Source organism: Aminobacter aminovorans, assembly GCF_900445235.1.
Classification (GTDB): domain Bacteria; phylum Pseudomonadota; class Alphaproteobacteria; order Rhizobiales; family Rhizobiaceae; genus Aminobacter; species Aminobacter aminovorans.
In genome coordinates this window covers 3,132,249-3,149,438 of sequence record NZ_UFSM01000001.1, presented here as the reverse complement: position 1 = coordinate 3,149,438, position 17,190 = coordinate 3,132,249, and the positions used below count along the sequence as shown (strand labels likewise).

The 17,190-nt window shown below is 61.8% G+C and carries 15 protein-coding genes; 3 read left to right on the top strand and 12 right to left on the bottom strand.

The window, feature by feature from the left end; all coding sequences use genetic code 11:
• From DY201_RS15495 to pcsA, 10 genes are all read right to left on the bottom strand, one after another.
• Positions 1-705 carry an ABC transporter ATP-binding protein gene (locus DY201_RS15495; protein ID WP_115731963.1) on the bottom strand — a complete coding sequence of 235 codons (705 nt, stop codon included), beginning with the start codon at positions 703-705 and terminating at the stop codon, positions 1-3.
• On the bottom strand, positions 698-2,461 hold the full coding sequence (locus tag DY201_RS15490; protein WP_115733820.1) for a branched-chain amino acid ABC transporter ATP-binding protein/permease: 1,764 nt from the start codon (positions 2,459-2,461) through the stop codon (positions 698-700). Before DY201_RS15490 ends, DY201_RS15495 begins: the two co-directional genes overlap by 8 nt.
• Before the next feature lie 41 nt (positions 2,462-2,502).
• Positions 2,503-3,381 carry a branched-chain amino acid ABC transporter permease gene (locus DY201_RS15485; RefSeq protein WP_115731962.1) on the bottom strand — a complete coding sequence of 293 codons (879 nt, stop codon included), beginning with the start codon at positions 3,379-3,381 and terminating at the stop codon, positions 2,503-2,505.
• Between the two features lie 251 nt (positions 3,382-3,632).
• Entirely contained in the window at positions 3,633-4,469 is an 837-nt protein-coding gene (locus DY201_RS15480; RefSeq protein ID WP_115731961.1) for a sugar phosphate isomerase/epimerase family protein, read from the bottom strand.
• A 169-nt stretch (positions 4,470-4,638) separates the two neighbouring features.
• Entirely contained in the window at positions 4,639-5,709 is a 1,071-nt protein-coding gene (locus DY201_RS15475; protein ID WP_115731960.1) for a BMP family ABC transporter substrate-binding protein, read from the bottom strand.
• Positions 5,710-5,818: 109 nt separating this feature from the next.
• On the bottom strand, positions 5,819-6,733 hold the full coding sequence (locus tag DY201_RS15470) for an ABC transporter permease (protein ID WP_115731959.1): 915 nt from the start codon (positions 6,731-6,733) through the stop codon (positions 5,819-5,821).
• Complete coding sequence (locus DY201_RS15465; RefSeq protein WP_115731958.1) at positions 6,726-7,826, bottom strand: ABC transporter permease; 1,101 nt, start codon at positions 7,824-7,826, stop codon at positions 6,726-6,728. Before DY201_RS15465 ends, DY201_RS15470 begins: the two co-directional genes overlap by 8 nt.
• Entirely contained in the window at positions 7,826-9,403 is a 1,578-nt protein-coding gene (locus DY201_RS15460; RefSeq protein WP_115731957.1) for an ABC transporter ATP-binding protein, read from the bottom strand. The genes DY201_RS15465 and DY201_RS15460 overlap by 1 nt, the downstream gene beginning before the upstream one ends.
• A gap of 101 nt (positions 9,404-9,504) precedes the next feature.
• On the bottom strand, positions 9,505-10,482 hold the full coding sequence (locus DY201_RS15455; RefSeq protein ID WP_115731956.1) for a quinone oxidoreductase family protein: 978 nt from the start codon (positions 10,480-10,482) through the stop codon (positions 9,505-9,507).
• Positions 10,483-10,495: 13 nt separating this feature from the next.
• Positions 10,496-11,227: a phosphatidylcholine synthase gene (gene pcsA / locus DY201_RS15450; RefSeq protein ID WP_115731955.1), complete on the bottom strand. Its 732-nt coding sequence runs from the start codon at positions 11,225-11,227 to the stop codon at positions 10,496-10,498.
• A 392-nt stretch (positions 11,228-11,619) separates the two neighbouring features.
• Between pcsA and DY201_RS15445 the strand changes: the two genes are divergently transcribed.
• Positions 11,620-12,849, top strand: a complete 1,230-nt coding sequence (locus DY201_RS15445; protein ID WP_115731954.1) for a UbiH/UbiF family hydroxylase — start codon at positions 11,620-11,622, stop codon at positions 12,847-12,849.
• Positions 12,850-12,852: 3 nt separating this feature from the next.
• On the opposite strand, the gene DY201_RS15440 is transcribed toward DY201_RS15445, so the two are convergent.
• The gene (locus tag DY201_RS15440; RefSeq protein WP_115731953.1) at positions 12,853-13,815 is read right to left on the bottom strand and encodes an AEC family transporter; all 963 of its coding nucleotides are present in this window, start codon (positions 13,813-13,815) and stop codon (positions 12,853-12,855) included.
• Between the two features lie 269 nt (positions 13,816-14,084).
• Between DY201_RS15440 and hspQ the strand changes: the two genes are divergently transcribed.
• Positions 14,085-14,408 carry a heat shock protein HspQ gene (gene hspQ / locus DY201_RS15435; protein ID WP_115731952.1) on the top strand — a complete coding sequence of 108 codons (324 nt, stop codon included), beginning with the start codon at positions 14,085-14,087 and terminating at the stop codon, positions 14,406-14,408.
• Between the two features lie 74 nt (positions 14,409-14,482).
• On the opposite strand, the gene DY201_RS15430 is transcribed toward hspQ, so the two are convergent.
• A complete protein-coding gene (locus DY201_RS15430; RefSeq protein WP_067966575.1) occupies positions 14,483-15,109 on the bottom strand; it encodes an invasion associated locus B family protein in 627 nt (208 codons plus the stop codon).
• Between the two features lie 234 nt (positions 15,110-15,343).
• Between DY201_RS15430 and DY201_RS15425 the strand changes: the two genes are divergently transcribed.
• Complete coding sequence (locus tag DY201_RS15425; RefSeq protein WP_115731951.1) at positions 15,344-17,164, top strand: extracellular solute-binding protein; 1,821 nt, start codon at positions 15,344-15,346, stop codon at positions 17,162-17,164.
• Positions 17,165-17,190: the final 26 nt, after the last annotated feature.

Sequence of the window (17,190 nt, the reverse complement as noted above, 5' to 3'; positions counted from 1 at the left end):
TTACTCCGCCGCGTCAGCCGGAGCGTTCAGCTTTTCGTCCAGTTCGGAAGCGAGGCAGGAGAACTTCACCTGACCGCGCTCGATGATCATGGCGCGGTCGGCATAGGGCGCGGTTACAGCCAGATGCTGCTCGACGATGACAACCGCCGTGCCGGTCTGCGCCCAGCGACGCAGGAAGGCGAGGATCGGCGGCAACAGCGCCTGAGCAAGACCCATCGACGGCTCGTCGCAGAGCAGCACCTTGGGCTGGGCAATGAAGGCCTGTCCGAGCGCCAGCATCTGCTGCTGGCCGCCCGAGAGATCACGGGCGTAGAGTTTCTGCTTCTCCTTGAGGATCGGGAAGACCGAGTAGATCTCCTCGACCGCATTGTTGAAGCCCGCGCGATCACCGCGTCGGGCCGCGGCCCCCATGCGCAGATTGTCGAATACACTGAGTTCGGGAAACACCCGATGCCCGTCGAGCACCAGCCGCAAGCCCGACTGCGCGATCTTTTCAGGGGCCTGCCCGCCGATCGACTTGCCGTCGAGCTGGATCTGGCCGCTGTCGGGTTTGTTGAAGCCGGCGATAGCCCGCATCAGCGTCGACTTGCCAGCGCCGTTTTCACCGCCGACGAGCAGGATTTCGCCCGCCTTGGCAGTCAGCGACACATCGCGCAGCACCGGGATGGTGCCATAGCCTGCAACCAGATTCTTGACCTCAAGCATGGCGCGACCCCACGAACATATGTTGCACTGCCGGGTCCTTGGCGACCACGTCCGGCTTGCCAGATGAAACCACGCGGCCCTGTTCCAGCACCGTGATGGTGTCGGCAATGCCCCACACCAGGTCGAGATCGTGCTCGACAAGGATGACGGTCTTGCCCATCTGGCGGCTCAGGAACTTGACCAGATTGGCGAAGTTGGTGCGTTCGCTCTGCGACAGGCCAGCGGCCGGCTCGTCGAACAAGACGATGGTCGCTTCCTTGAGCACCGTGCGCATCACTTCCACCAGACGCCGCTGGCCATGCGAGAGAAGGTTAGCGCTGTCCTGGCCAAAGCTCTCCTCCATCGCCTTGGCGAGTGCGGTAACATCGGCGCTGGCAGGGCCGACACGAGCGTCCATGCCGATCTTCAGATTGTCCCACAGAGACAGCTGGGTGAAGATGCGCGGCGCCTGGAAGGTGCGGCCGAGGCTCATATTGGCGATGCGGTCGGCGGCCAAGTTGGTGGCGTCGACGCCATTGATCATGAACGAGCCGGTGTTCAGGCGCGACAGGCCGCTCAGCACATTGAGCAGGCTGGTCTTGCCCGAGCCGTTGGCGCCGATCAGCCCATGGACCTCACCCTTGCGGACCTTGAGGTCGACGGCGCTGACGGCCACCACCTCGCCGAACTTCTTGGTGCCGTTGCGCACCTCGACGGCGATTTCCTCGCTCGGTTCGCGCAGCGTCTTGCCTGCCTGCAGGTCGGCCAGAAAGCCGTCGATGCGGAAGGCCTGCTCGCCACCGCCTGATTGCTTGCGCTTGGCGCGCAGGCGCTCGACGGAGCCGACGATGCCATCGGGGAAAGCCATCACGGCGAGAAGCGTCAGGCAGCCATACATCAGCAGGCGGTATTCAACGAAACCAGCCAGCAGGATGTTCGGCAGGATGTAGACGATCCAGATACCGATGATGGGCCCGAGCATCTGTCCGCGTCCGCCGACGACCACGGCGAAGAAGAAGACGAAGGACAGCTCGATGTTGAAGCCCTGGGGGCTGACGAAGGCCACCGTCGGCAGGTAGAGGATGCCGCAGATGCCGGTGCCGATCGACGCGACGATGAAGGCAAGGAAACGCATCACGCCCGGCTTGATGCCGAGTGAACGTGCTGCCTCCGGGCTCAGCGCCGCTACAAACATGCTGCGGCCGAGCTTCGAACGGCGGATACCATAATGCGTGAACAGCGCGATCATCGGGAACACGGCGACTGCGATCGCCAGCGGCGACATGCCGAATATGACGGGGTTGGTCAGCGCCGGAACCGTGACGCTGATGCCATTGATGCCGTTGGTCCATTTGTCGAGCGTCACCAGCAGTTGCGGGAAAACGATCGCCGCACTCATGGTGACGAAGCCCAGGTGGAAGCCCTGGACGCGCAGCGCTGGCAAGGCAAACAGCAGGCCGCCGAGCATGGCAGCGACGATGCCGCCCATCGAGGCCGCGGCAAACGACCAGTCATGCAGGCCGTAGAGGATCGCCGCGACATAGGCGGCGAGGCCAAGGATGGCGCCCTGCCCGAACGACTTCTGGCCGGCATCAACGAACAGCATGTTCTGGAAGATGGCGGCGGCGATATAGATGTTGACCAACTGGAAGGTGTGGATCCAGTAGGAGTTGCCGGCGATCACCGGGCCGAAGCCGGTGATCGCGATCAGCGCCACGCCGATCCAGACCTGTGTCAGATCGGAGTTAAAGCGGCCTTTCGGCTTGGTTTGAGCCATGGAAACAGGTCCGGTTTGTACGTTTGCGGTCGCCTGCATGGTCACACCCGCCTTGCGCCGACGCGCCCGAACAGGCCTTGCGGCCGGAACATCAGGATCAGCACCAGCACCAGCAGCGACGCCAGGTCCTGATAGGCGCCGCCGACCTTGTAGGCCGTCAGCATCGCCACCACACCCACGAGCGGCCCGCCGATCAGAGTGCCGGCGTTGGAACCGATGCCGCCGACCACGGCAGCGACAAAGCCGTTGAGCACGTATTTCAGGCCGGCGTCGGGGCTGACCGAGATGACCGGCGCCACCAGGAAACCGACGGTTCCGACCATCAGGCCGCTGATCGCAAACGAGATGAGCTGCAGTCGGCGCACCGGCAGGCCAGCGGCGCGCGCGGCGTCGAAATCCTGTGACAGCGCGCTGATGGCAAGGCCGATGAAGGTGCGGCGCAGGAAGTAGCGCAGCGCGAAAAACCAGAAGAACATCGCGCCAATCGCCAGCGCATAGGCACCCGGCGTGCGCGTACCAAGGACACGGAAGCTCGGAACGATGCTTTGCACCGAATAGGCGAATGGCCCCTGCGTGATCATCAGCAATGCTGCGACAATGACCGACACCGACACTGTAGAGATCAGCCAGCTGTCCTGCTCGACGGACGAGCGCAGCGGCAAAAGCGTGATGTAGCCCTGGAAGGCGACGATTGCGGCAATGCCGAGCCCCGTCAGCAGCAGCATCAGGCTCCACTGGCCGAGCCCGACCTGATTGGCCAGGAAATAGGCAGCGAAACCGCCGAGGATGAACATGTTGCCCTGGGCGAAGTTGAAGATGTTCGTCGCGCCATGGACGATATTGAAGCTCATCGCGATGGTAGCGAAGATCGACCCGATGGCCATTCCGCGTATCACGATGATCAGTATTTCGCTGAGCATAAGCTCGCCTCCCTGACTTCACTTATGAACCCGCCTTGCCTGCACTGCGGGCAAGCCCGGCACACCGACGAGGAGGGGTATTTTGAGGTCAGCTTATGCGTGCCAGTGGCGGCCGCAACATCGTTCGAACGGACTAACGACAATTGCAGGCAAACGCAGCTTCCGGCTGCCGTTCCAAGGGTCTGGATGGGGTTGGTCGACTGCAACACGACCGCCACCATCGAGCGCCAGATTTCAATGCGACGGCACCTTCAGGAAAAGCAATCTCTCGCCGTGTCGAACGACGTTCCTGCCGCCTCATTCAGGCTGAGAGCAGCAAGGTCAGGCGAGATCACCTCCACACTGAACGGGACGGAGACGCCCATTGCTTCAAGCGTCGCCGCGAAACCTGCGAGGTCGAAGCCACCCTGCCCGCAGAGCCTGCGGTTCATGGTCTCCGTCGAGGGTTGGCCGATCGGCATCCTGTCTGCGTCGTTCACCTGCACGCACAGGATTTTGTCGGCGCCTATCCGCCTGAGATCGGCCAACGCCACGCCGGCGCGGAAGATGTGCCACGAATCGATGACCAGCCCAGCATTGGGAGCGTCGCCTATGATCGCCACTGCAGTCTCCACGTCCCGGACATTGCCCCAGGCCACCAACTCCAAAGCGATCGTCACGTCATGTTCGGCCGCCCGGCCGCATAGCTCGCGGAATTTCTGCTGCATGGTCGCAAGCGAGATGCCCCGCTCGCCGAGATCGGGCCCGACATTGACCACCTTGGCGCCGAAGGCGGTGGCCGCCCGAAATGCCGTCTCCTCGTTGCGGCGCGAGATGAGTCCCGCCTCGCCGTCCATGAACCAGTCGGTCAGGAACTCGACCGACACATGCTTCATGCCATGCGCATCCAGGATGGCACGAAGCTCACCGTCGCCGAATCCGCGTGCCCGCTGCTCGGCATAGTCGCGGAAATGCAGGCACATGCCGGTGTAGCCGGCCGCAGCACAGGCCTCGACTCGCTCGACAAAGCCATGGCGCGAAGCAACGGGGTTGCCTGGCATGACGCCGCTGATCGTGTGCGAGCTGCAGATATATTCGCGCGTCTTCATTGGTCGTCCCGAGGCTGGCTGCAATCGGCCCAAAATGTCCTTGCGGCATCAGGCATACAGGTCCATTCGGACTAGGCGCGAGATGCATGGCGCCTGAAACGAAAAACCCCCGGCATAACCGGGGGCTTTCCTTGAACCGCGAGACGTCTCGCCGCCGTCATCGATCCGCTTACTGCGGCAGCTTGTCGTCCACGCCCTTGACGTAGAAGTTCAGGCCGAGCAGCACCGAATCTTGGGCCACTTCGCCGGCCTTCAGCCATTCCGTGCCGTCCTGCTTGGTGACTGGGCCGGTGAACGGATTGAAGGAACCCGACTTGATCTTGGCTTCGGTTTCCTCGGCCAGCTTCTTGGTCTCGTCCGACATGTTGGCATAGGCCGCCATGACGACGTGGCCTTCCTTCATGCCGCCCCAGACGTCGCTCTGCTTCCAGGTGCCGTCGATGACTTCCTTGATGCGCTCGATATAGTACGGACCCCAGTCGTCGACGATCGAGGTCAGCTGCGTGGTCGGCCCGAACTTGATCATGTCGGAAGCCTGGCCGAACGCCTTGATGCCGCGCTCGGTCGCAACCTGCATCGGTGCGGTCGAGTCGGTGTGCTGGGTGATGATGTCGACGCCCTGGTCGATCAGCGCCTTGGCAGCGTCGGCTTCCTTGCCGGCGTCGAACCAGGTGTTGGCCCACACCACCTTGACCTTGAAGTCGGGGTTGACCGACTGCGCGCCGAGCATGAACGAGTTGATGCCCATCACCACTTCCGGAATCGGGAAGGAGGCGATGTAGCCGGCAACACCGGTCTTTGATTCCTTGGCGGCGATCACGCCCTGGATATAGCGGCCTTCATGGAATTTCGAGTTGAAGGTCGCGACATTCGGATGCTCGCGCTTGTAGCCGGTGGCATGCTCGAACTTCACGTCGGGGAACTTGCCGGCGACCTTGTTGAGCGGGTCCATGTAGCCGAAGGACGTTGCGAAGATGATGTTGCAGCCCGAACGCGCGAAACGCTCGATGGCACGCTCGGCGTCGGCACCTTCCGGCACGCTTTCGAGATAGGCGGTTTCGAGTTCGTCGCCAAACTTGGCCTTGGCTTCCAGCAGACCCTGATGGTGCTGGTAAGAGTAACCGAAGTCACCGATCGGACCGACATAGATCCAGCAGGCCTTCACCTTGGCCTCGGCCGCCACGGTGCCGAACGACATGACGGCGGCAGCCGCTGCCAACGACAGAATTGTCTTCTTCATACTTTTGTTCCTCTAGTGGTTGCCCGGGGCACTATCCCATCATTTTATAGTCCCACAGACATGATCTTTACTTCAAACCGCCATGCAGGTTCGAGTCGAAATCATGTCCTTAGCGATCTGGCACAAACGGCCGCCCCAATGAAGCCGGTGTGTTCACCATCGTCAGTCGCCTGTTGCGCGAAATCAGCACAAGGACAACGATGGTCGCCAGATAGGGTAGCGAAGAAAGCAGTTGCGATGGCACGCCGATGCCTAGTGCCTGGGCATGCAGCTGGCCGATCGAAACCGCCCCGAAAAGATAGGCGCCCGCAAGCACCCGCCATGGCCGCCAGGACGCGAAGACAACAAGCGCCAGCGCGATCCAGCCGCGCCCGGCCGTCATGTTCTCGTTCCATTGCGGCGTATAGACCAGCGACAGGTAGGCGCCGGCGAGACCGGCGCAGGCGCCTCCGAACATCACCGCCATATAGCGGATGGCGATCACCTTGATGCCGAGCGCATGTGCCGAGCTATGGTTGTCGCCGATCGAGCGCAGGGTCAGGCCGGCGCGGGTGCGGAACAGGAAGTAGGCCACGCCGGCGGTCAGCGCGATCGAGACGTAGAACAACGGATCCTGGCCGAACAGAAGCTTGCCTACCACGGGCAGGTCGCTGAGGCCGGGAATGTAGAGATAGCTCATCTTGATGCCGGGCAGGCCGACGAAACTCTCGCCTAGCATGCCGGCAAGGCCGAGACCGAGCAGCGTCAGCGCGAGGCCGGTCGCCACCTGGTTGGTCACCAGCGTCAGAGTCAAGAAGCCGAACAGCAGCGAAAACAGCGCGCCGACGATGATGGCGGCGAGCACGCCGAGCCATGGAGACTCAGTGGCGAGCGCCACGCCGAAGCCGGTCACCGCCCCCATCACCATCATGCCCTCGACGCCGAGATTGAGCACGCCGGAGCGCTCGACCACCACTTCGCCGACGGCTGCGATCAAGAGCGGGGTTGCCGCCGTCGCAATCGTAATCAGGATATCTTCAAACATTTTGCCTGGCCTCCACGGTCTTTGCAGCAGAGGCGCCGACAAAGCGGATGCGGTAAAGAATGAGCGTGTCGCAAGCGAGCACGAAGAACAGCAGCATGCCCTGGAAGGCGCGAACCACCTTGTCCGACACGCCGATCGATATCTGCGCCGCCTCGCCGCCCAGATAAGACAGCGCCAACACCAGGCCAGCGGCGATGATGCCGAGCGGGTTCAGGCGTCCGAGGAAGGCAACGATGATCGCCGCAAAGCCGTAGCCGGGCGAAATAGTCGGCCGGAGCTGGCCGATGGCGCCGGAGACTTCCGAGATGCCGGCAAGGCCTGCAAGGCCGCCAGAGACCAGGAAGGCGAAGAACACCATGCGCGATTGCGAGAAGCCGGCAAAACGTCCCGCGCGAGGGCTCTGCCCGAGCACCAGCACCTCAAAGCCTTTCAAGGTACGCGACAGCATGAACCAAAGCGCGATAGCCGCGACGATGGCGAAGACAAAACCCCAGTTGGCACGGCCAGATGCCGACCAGATCTCGGGCAGCACGGCACTTGGGCTGAAGGTGCGCGTCTCCGGGAAGTTCATGCCTGCCGGGTTGCGCCAGGGTCCGCGAACCATCCAGTCGAGGAACAGCTGCGCGACATAGACAAGCATCAGGCTGGTCAGGATCTCGTTGGTGTTGAACCGCACCTTGAGATAGGCCGGAATGGCGCCATAAGCGGCACCGCCGGCAATGCCCATCAAAAGCATCAGCGGCAGCACGATCCACGACTGGAAGTCGGGGAACATGACCGGCAGGATCGAGCCGGTGATGGCGCCAATGATGAACTGGCCTTCGGCGCCGATGTTCCAGTTGTTGGAGAGGTAGCAAATCGACAGGCCGACGGCGATCAGGATCAGCGGCGCTGCCTTGACCGCCAGTTCATGCAGCGACCAGACCTCGCGCAGCGGGTCGATGAAATAATAATAAAGTGCCTCGACCGGGTTCTTGCCGAGCAGGCTGAACATGATCGCGCCGGCAATAAGCGTCAGCCCGAGCGCGATGAAGGGTGAAAGTGCCGCAAACAGCTTGGAGCGTTCGGGACGCTTGACGAGTTCGATACGCATCACGCCACCTCCTTCGCATGGTCGAGGTGGCCGGGTTCGGCACCGCCCATCAACAGGCCGATGCGTTCGAGCGTGGCGTCAGCGATCGGGATCGGTTTGGACAGCTCGCCATTGTGCATGACGGCGATGGCGTCCGAGATTTCGAACAATTCGTCGAGATCCTGGCTAATCACCAGCACAGCCGACCCGTTGCGGGCAAGTTCGATCAGCGCTTGGCGAATGCGTGCGGCGGCACCGGCATCGACGCCCCATGTCGGCTGGTTGACCACCATCACGGCCGGGTTGCGGTCGAGCTCGCGACCGATGATGAATTTCTGCAGGTTGCCGCCCGAAAGGGCTGCGGCTTCCGGATCGGGCGCGCTCTTGCGCACGTCCATCACCTCGATGATGCGCTGCGCCGCCTTCTGGATCGCACCCGACTTGACCAGCCCGAGATCACCGACAAAAGCTTTGCCGTCGGTGGCGTGGCGCGACAGCAGGAGGTTGTCGGAAAGCCGCATGCGCGGCGCCGCACCATGACCCAGGCGCTCCTCCGGCACGAAGGCCGCACCAAGCAGCCGGCGCGCCGATATGCCCATGCGCCCGGCCGACTTGCCGCGAATGCGGACGGCATCCGCACTTTCCTGCAGCGCCTCTCCCGATATCGACTCGAACAGCTCGCCCTGGCCGTTGCCGGCGACACCGGCAATGCCGATAACCTCGCCGCCGGCGACACTCAGCCAGATGTTCTTGAGCGGCATCGAGAACGGCCCGGCCGGCTTGCGGCTCATGCCGCAGATGCTGAGCAGGTCCTCGCCGCGCACGGAAGCAGTGGTGCGCTCGGCATTCTTGACCTCGGTGCCGACCATCATGCGCGCCAGCGAGGACGGCGTCTCGAGCCGGGGATTGCAGTGGCCCACAACCTTGCCGTGTCGCATGATCGTGGCGCTGTCGCAGAGCCGGCGGACTTCGTCGAGGCGGTGCGAGATGTAGAGGATCGACTTGCCCTCGGAGCGCAGGCGCTCCAGCGTCTCGAACAGCTTGTCGGCTTCCTGCGGCGTCAGCACCGAAGTCGGCTCGTCGAGAATGATCAGGTCAGGTGTCTGCAGCAGGCAACGTATGATCTCGATGCGTTGGCGTTCGCCGACCGAGAGATCGCCGACAAGGGAGTCCGGATCGAGCGGCAGGCCGTAGCTGTAGGACAGCGCACGCGCCTTGGCGGCAATGGTCCCGATGGGTGTATCGTCGGCCAGCGAGAGCGCGATATTCTCCGCGGCTGTCAGCGCCTCGAACAGAGAAAAATGCTGGAAAACCATGCCGATGCCGAGTTTCTTTGCAACGCCCGGGCTGGTGATCCTGGCGGGCTGGCCGTTCCAGTGGATTTCGCCGGCATTGGGCTCCAGCGAGCCGAACAGCATCTTTACCAGCGTCGACTTGCCGGCGCCGTTTTCACCGAGCAGGGCATGGATTTCGCCCTTTGCGATGGTCAGGTCGACCTGGTCGCACGCCTTCAGAGTGCCGAATATCTTCGTCAGGCCGCGAACCTCAAGCAGGTTCCGACCATTGGCTAAAGGGGTTGTGTCCACAACGCCTCCCATGTCAGTTCTTTATTATGTTCCCGGGAGCATGGTAGGCGCGTCCTGCTCCCGGCGCAAAGCATGTCAGAAGTTGAAAGAGCTTCAAGAATTCTAGCGAAAACTCAAGGGATAAGTACGGTCGTCCCCGTCGTCTTGCGGCCTTCCAGATCGGCATGAGCCTGTGCCACGTCGCGTAGCGCATAACGCTGGTTGATCCTGATATCGACCGCCCCCTTGAGCACGACATCGAACAGCGCCTCGGCCGAGCGGACCAGATCTTCACGCTTCGCATTATAGGCGAAAAGTGTCGGTCGCGTTGCATAGAGCGAGCCCTTTTGCGCGAGCAGCGAAATGCTGAATGGCGGGATCGGCCCGGACGACTGGCCAAAGCTGACGAATGTTCCCAGCGGCCGCAGGCAATCGAGCGAACAGGGAAAGGTATCGTTGCCGACTGAATCGTAGACCACGTCGCATTTCCTGCCGCCGGTGATGGCGGCAACCTCAGCGACGAAATCCCGATCGCGGTAATTGATAATGTGGTCGAAGCCATTCGCCCTGGCAAGCTCACCCTTGTCGTCCGAGCCCACCGTGCCGATGACCGTTGCACCAAGGTGTTTCGCCCACTGCCCGAGGATCAGGCCGACGCCGCCAGCCGCGGCATGATATAGAACGGTGTCCCCGGCCTTGACCTTGAACGTACGCAACAACAGGTATTCGGCGGTCATGCCCTTCAACATCATCGCCGCGGCCTGCTCGTCGCCGATGCCATCGGGCACCCTGACCAGCCTGTCGGCAGCAATCACCCGTTCCTCGCAATACGCACCGGTCGGCACGGCATAGGCAATGCGATCGCCGACCTTGAGCCAGTCGACGCCGTCACCCAGTTCGACCACCACGCCGGCTGCCTCGCCACCCGGAATCACCGGCATGCCTGCCGGCGCCGGGTAAAGCCCGGTGCGGAAATAGACGTCGATGAAATTCAGGCCGATGGCGGTGTGGCGGATGAGCGCCTGACCGGGGCCTGGCCGGCCGACGTCCGCCTCTTCGTAGGTCAGCGCTTCGGGACCGCCATGGGCATGGACGCGTATGGCTTTGGGCACGTCTTCAGTCCTTCTATGTCTCGCTTGCCGGCTTGCCGCCGAGATTGGGGAAGAACTGCATCACGCCGCCAATGAAGAACAGGTAGAGGCCGCTGATCGCAATGCCGATCTTGACCCATTCGCTGGCATCCATGTGTTGCCATAGCGCCACGCCGCCAAACGCGCACCAGATCAGTGTCATCGGCAGGTTTATGTTCCTGAGCCTGACGACGCGAACCGGGTGGAGGAAATTCATTGGCACGAAGGTCAGTATGCCTGCGATGACGACCACCGCGAACGACACCCATTGTCCAGGCTCGATGACGAACAGCGTGAACACCACCATGTTCCAGACGACGGGAAAACCCTTGAAGAAGTTCTCCTTCGTCTTCATGCCGGTGTCGGCATAATAGATCGCGCTCGACACCACGATGATCGCGCCTGACAGGAACGACAGCCCCTCGCCCATGAAGCCGCTCTGGTAGAGCGCAAAGGCCGGGATCAGCACGTAGGTGACGTAGTCGATGATGTTGTCGAGCAGTTCGCCCGACCATGTCGGCAGGATTTCCTTGACCTCGAGCTTGCGCGCGATCGGCCCGTCGATGCCGTCGACGAAAAGAGCGAGCCCCAGCCACCAGAACATCGCCGTCCAGCGCTCTTCACTCGCCGCAACCAGCGACAGGAAGGCGAGGAACGAACCCGATGCGGTGAGAAGATGGACCGAAAAGGCCCGCGCCTGTGGCCATGTGACTTTCTTAGGCTTCACGTTTCCCGCCAATCATTTTGCAGAATTGAGCCGAATGGACAAACATGACCAAGCATATGGTGACAATCTGTTGCCACACGACTGCACGAATTCTCCAGTCATCGTGCCGTCCTGTTTGCCACTGAAAGTCTCCCTGCCATTCGGCACTTAATAGCAGCACCGCTTTCCAGACAAGACGAAAGCCAAGCTGAAAATGTCCCGTTGCAGCACCAGACCTGCTTCATCCACTGCGGCGTGAGCGGACGACGCCATGCCAGGCCGGTTGAAATTGGGCCGGGATGTGCGATTGCGACCGAATGGGATGAATCGCCGCGTTGATCAATGGCTTAGCTCTGCAATATACGGGATAACTGAGGTGCCGGAATGGCACCGGGACACAGCATGGACGGCCGATGAGCGTCGACACGAGACACCACATTCTGGTGGCCGGAACGGGTCCGGTGGGGCTGATATCTGCGCTGGCCTTTGCAGAGGCTGGCTTCGGCGTCGTCCTTGCCGGACCGCCGGCCCGCGCCGACGACGGCCGCACCACGGCTCTGATGGTGCCCGCCCTGAAATTCCTGGCCAGGCTCGGCGTGCTCGAATCGATCGAAGCTGACGCCGCGCCGCTGAAGGTGATGCGCATCATCGACGGTACGTCGCGGCTGATCCGCAGTCCCATCGTCACATTCCGCGCCAGCGAGATCGGCGAAGAGCATTTCGGCCTCAATTTCCAGAACCGCGTTTTCAACGCCGTTCTCGAAAGAACGGTGGAGGCCCATCCAGCCATCGAATGGCGCCGAGCAATGGTCGACAATTGGGCGCTCGGGCAGAACAGCGCGATTGCCGCGCTGTCAGACGGCACCACAGTCGAAGCGACATTGGCTGTAGCCGCTGACGGCCGCAATTCGCCTGCCCGCCAGGCAGCCGGCATTTCGGCGTCGGCGCACTCGCTGCCGCAGGCCGCTTTGGTGCTGAATTTCGCCCACAGCCGCGACCACGCCTTCACTTCGACCGAGTTCCACACCGAAACCGGGCCGTTCACCCAGGTGCCGCTGCCCGGCCGCCGCTCCAGCCTCGTCTGGGTGCTCAGGCCCGAAACGGCCGAGGAATTCGCCAGCCTCGACGACGATGCACTGTCGCCACGCGTCGAACAGCAGATGCAGTCGATGCTCGGTCGCGTCACCGTCGAGGGCGGTCGCCAGATCTACCCGTTGTCGACATCCTTGCCGCAGCGCTTCGCCCAGAACCGTGTTGCCCTTGTCGGCGAAGCCGCGCATGTGTTCCCGCCGATCGGCGCGCAAGGGCTCAATCTCGGCATCAGGGATGTCGATCAGCTCGTTGAAATCGCATCGAAACACCGCGACGATGCTGGCTCTGCAGAAGCACTGGCAGCCTACGATTCGGCGCGGCGCCCCGACATTCTCGCCCGCACCAGCGCGGTCAACCTGCTCAATAGGTCGCTGTTGTCAGACATGCTGCCGGCACAGCTGGCGCGCAGCGCCGGCCTTAACGTGCTCGGCGGTTTCTCGCCGCTCCGCGCTTTCTTCATGCGCGAAGGCTTGCGTCCGGGCAGCGGATTTTCGTCAGTCTTCGCGGGTCTGCGTTCGCCGCGCCGTACGCACGAGGCTTCCACCGACTGAGTTTTATGGGAAAAGATCCGGCGGCAAGATGCCGTGCTGGATCATATACAACAGTCCGGTCACGGTCAGCACCGACGCGCAGGTTGTGACGAGCACACTCGCAGACGCGCGCTCGACCCATACGCCATATTGCTGGGCGATGACGAAGACATTGGTCGCCGTCGGCAATGCTGCCATGAGCATGGCCGAGAACAGCCAGACGGGCGAGAAATTGCCGACCCAGCTCAGAACGACATAGCACAGCAGCGGATGCACGATCAGCTTCAGCAGCGCGATCGGCACCATCTCGTGCGGCACCCGCTTCAAGGGTCGCAGCGCCAGCGTCACGCCCATGGCAAACAAGGCGCATGGTGCGGCCGCCCGCGAAAGGTACTCGAGGAACCGCTCGACCGGCAGCGGCGGCCGGAACTCCGTATAGGCCGCGAGCACACCGACCGCGGTCGCGATGATGAAAGGGTGGAAGGCGATCTTCCTGACCACGTCGATTGCAACGCTCGACGGCGAGCGCGGCTCGTCGCCTGCCAGCGCCATCATCATGGGCGCTATGGTGAAATGCATGATGTTTTCGAAGCAGAAGATCAGCGCAACAGGCACCGCTGCTTCCTCGCCGAAGGCAAGCAAGGCAAGTCCGGGCCCCATGTAGCCGATATTGCCATAGGCCGAGGCCAGCCCCTTTATCGTCGATTCGGCGATCTCACCGCGCGCCCTGATGCAGGAAGCCGCAAACATCAGCGTGAAGATGACGAAGGTCGAGAACACTGCGCCTGATATGTAGCTCCATTCGGTCAGCCGCTCGAACGGCGTCTTGGCCAGCAGTTGGAAAAACAGCGCCGGCAGCGCGACATAGACGATGAAGGTCGTCATCCAGCCGAGTGCCTCCAGCGGCTGCCTGGTGATGCGGGCAACGACAAATCCCATGAAGATCAGCCCGAAGAAGGGCAAGACCAGACCGATCACCTCAGACATCGGCACTTTCCCGCTTGGCGTGCTGGAAAAGGCGCATTCGCCGCCTGGCGGGCAACGGCTGCGCGATGGAGCATAATGACAACAGCCGGTATCGTGCGGCCGAACCGCCCGTCAAGCCGCTATGCCATTGAAATAGCTGCCTTGCTGCGCCAAATAGGAAGTTGGAAGGACACGATCGGCGGGGGCGGAGAGCTCTATCCACCTCAAACGTGTCCTAAGCGATTGAAAGCGCGTGTGATTTGGCAGATCTCGCGCGGCGCAGGTGATCCATGAAGACGGCAAAGTTCTCGATCGGACAGGTGGTGCGGCACCGGGTCTTCCCGTTCCGCGGCGTGATCTTTGACGTCGACCCCGAATTCGCCAACACCGAGGAGTGGTACGACGCGATCCCCGCCGCAGTGCGGCCGCGGCGCGACCAGCCTTTCTATCACCTGCTGGCGGAGAATTCGGAGACCGAATACGTCGCCTACGTTTCCGAGCAGAACCTGCTCGAGGACAGTTCCGGTGAGCCGCTCCGGCATCCGCAAGTGGGCGAGTATTTCGACAAGACCGCGGACGGCCACTATGCACCTAAAGCGCGCAGCAGCCACTAGACGCAAGCACTTGATATCAAACAAAAAAAGCGGGGCCAAAACCCCGCTTTTTCATTGCAGTCAGGTCAGGTCGATCAGTTGGCCGTCTTGGCCTTGTCCTGCTCTTCCTTGAGCTTCTTGGCGAAGTCCTCGTTGTTCTTCGAGACGAACTCCTGAAGCTTCTTCTGGCGGTCTTCCAGATCCGACTGCTTCAGCGGCTCGCCGTCGAAGGCGCCAGTGAAGCCCGACAGCGAAACCTTGATCGGGTTCGGCTGATTCTGGAAGTTGATCGAGGTCAGCGTCAGGTCGGTGCCCTTCTTGAACGAGCCGACGAGCGCGTCGGTCAGGGCGATCTCGGCGACGCAACGGTCAGGGAAGCAGATCACATATTCCAGCTTCTGTGCCTTGGCGCCATCGACCTGCAGGCCGATTCCCGGAGGAATGAGGCGGCCGCTCGGCACGGTGACCTGGAACACCTTGCGATTGACCTTGCCCTTGAGCTCGATCATCGAGATGCCGGTGACCAACTGGCCGTTGCTTGCGGTCAGGATGTTCTGCACGTTGCAGATGTCGACGTCAGCCTGCTTGGAGCAGGCCTTGAACCAGCCCTGCGGCACCTGCTGCTGCTGTGCAGCGGCCGGCGCAAGGCCCGACGCCAGCAGACCGGCAACGCCAGCCGCCAAGGCCGACAGGCGGAGACCGTCGAATTTCTGGCTCGTCATCTTCATGAATTCCTCTCAAACAATCCCGGAACCGGCCCAAGCCGTGTGTCGACGCTACCTGTTGGGCAAATGAGGCAACAGCATGACTTCGCCGCGCGTGTTACACTGCCGCGAGCCGCGAATCCAGCCTGTTTGCACGCATTTCTTGTGCCTTGAGCCAGCAATGGACGGGCCGCATAAGCCTGCGCTACGCTTCGAATCATCAAAGCTTCCCCGAATTCGTGGAGAATCGTCGTGAGACGCACTCTTTCGCTGCTGGTCGCAACCGCCGCCATAGCAATCCTGGCGCCGCGCGCCGCCCTGGCCGAGCCCGTTCACGGCCTGTCCATGCATGGTACGCCTGCCCTGCCGGCCGATTTCAAGAACTTTCCCTACGCCAATCCGGATGCCCCAAAGGGCGGCAAGATCACCTATTGCGTCATCGGCAGTTTCGACAATCTCAACCCGTTCATCATCAAGAGCCTGCGCACCACAGCGCGCGGCATGATCGACACGATCTACGGCAATCTCGTCTTCGAATCGCTGATGCAGCGCAACGCCGACGAGGCCTTCAGCATCTACGGGCTGACTGCCAAATCGGTCGACATCGACCCCGAGCGCAAATGGATCGAGTTCAACCTCGACCCCAATGCCAAGTGGTCTGACGGCCAGCAGATCACCCCCGACGATGTCATCTTCACCTATGAGGTCTTCACCGAAAAAGGACGCCCTCCCTACAGCGACCGCATGGCCAAGATCGAAAAGATCGAAAAGACTGGCGACAACAGCGTCCGCTTCACCTTCAACGACAAGGCCGATCGCGAATTCCCGCTGATCATCGCACTAACGCCGATCGTGCCCAAGCATGCCTTTTCCAAGGATACCTTCGACCAGACCACGCTGAAGCCGCTCGTCGGCAGCGGCCCCTATACGGTTGCCGAGGTCAAGCCTGGCGAACGCATCGTCTTCAAGCGCAATCCCGAATACTGGGCTCGCGACATCCCGTCCAAGCGTGGCTTCGACAATTACGACCAGATCACCATCGAGTATTTCCTCAACGCCGCAGCCCAGTTCGAAGCGTTCAAGAAGGGCATCTGCGACACCTTTACCGAGGCTGATCCGGTCAAGCGCGAACGCGGCTTCGATTTCCCCGCCTTCAAGAACGGCGACATCGTCGCCGAGACCTTCAAGAGCGGCCTGCCGCCCGTCGTCACCGGCTTCATGTTCAACACCCGGCTGCCAAAATTCGCCAACCCGCAGGTTCGCCAGGCGCTCGGCATGCTTTACGACTTCGAATGGGCCAATCGCAACCTGTTCGCCGGCAAGTACGAACGCACCGTCAGCTACTGGCAGGGTTCGGAACTTTCGGCCTATGGCGTGCCCGCCAACGACAAGGAAAAGGCGCTGCTGGCGCCCTTCCCCGACGCGGTGCGCCCCGACATCATGGACGGCTCCTGGCGCCCGCCCGTCACCGACGGCTCCGGCCAGGACCGCAAGGTAATGAAACAGGCCTTCGAGCTGTTCAAGAATGCCGGCTACACCTTGCAGGGCGGCAAGATGTTCGATGCCGAAGGCAAGCCCTTCGCCTTCGAGATCCTGACCTCGTCCGAAGCCGAGCAACGACTTGCCGCGCTTTATCAGCGCACGCTGGAAAAGCTGGGCATCGCAGTTACCATCCGCGCACTTGAGGCCGACCAGATCCAGTCACGCAAGCAGGCCTTTGAATTCGACGCTCTGATCGGTGTGACAGGCTTCACCGGCACGCTGTCGCCAGGTATCGAGCAGATCGGCCGCTGGGGCTCGTCCGCCGCCCAGAAGCCCGGCTCGTTCAATCTGGCTGGCGTTTCCAGCCCCGCTGTCGACGCGATGATCGACGCTATGCTCAAGGCGCGCGAGAAGGAAGATTTCGTCGCCGCAGTGCGCGCGCTCGACCGTCTATTGATCTCCGGAAACTATATGGTGCCGTTCCAGCATAACTCCGAGCAGTGGATCGCATTTGCCAAGAGACTAAAACATCCGGAAAAAACACCCATATTTGGCTATCAATTGCCGGTCTGGTGGAGTCAGGGCGGTTAAATCGAACTGCTGAGCTAAGGACTTTT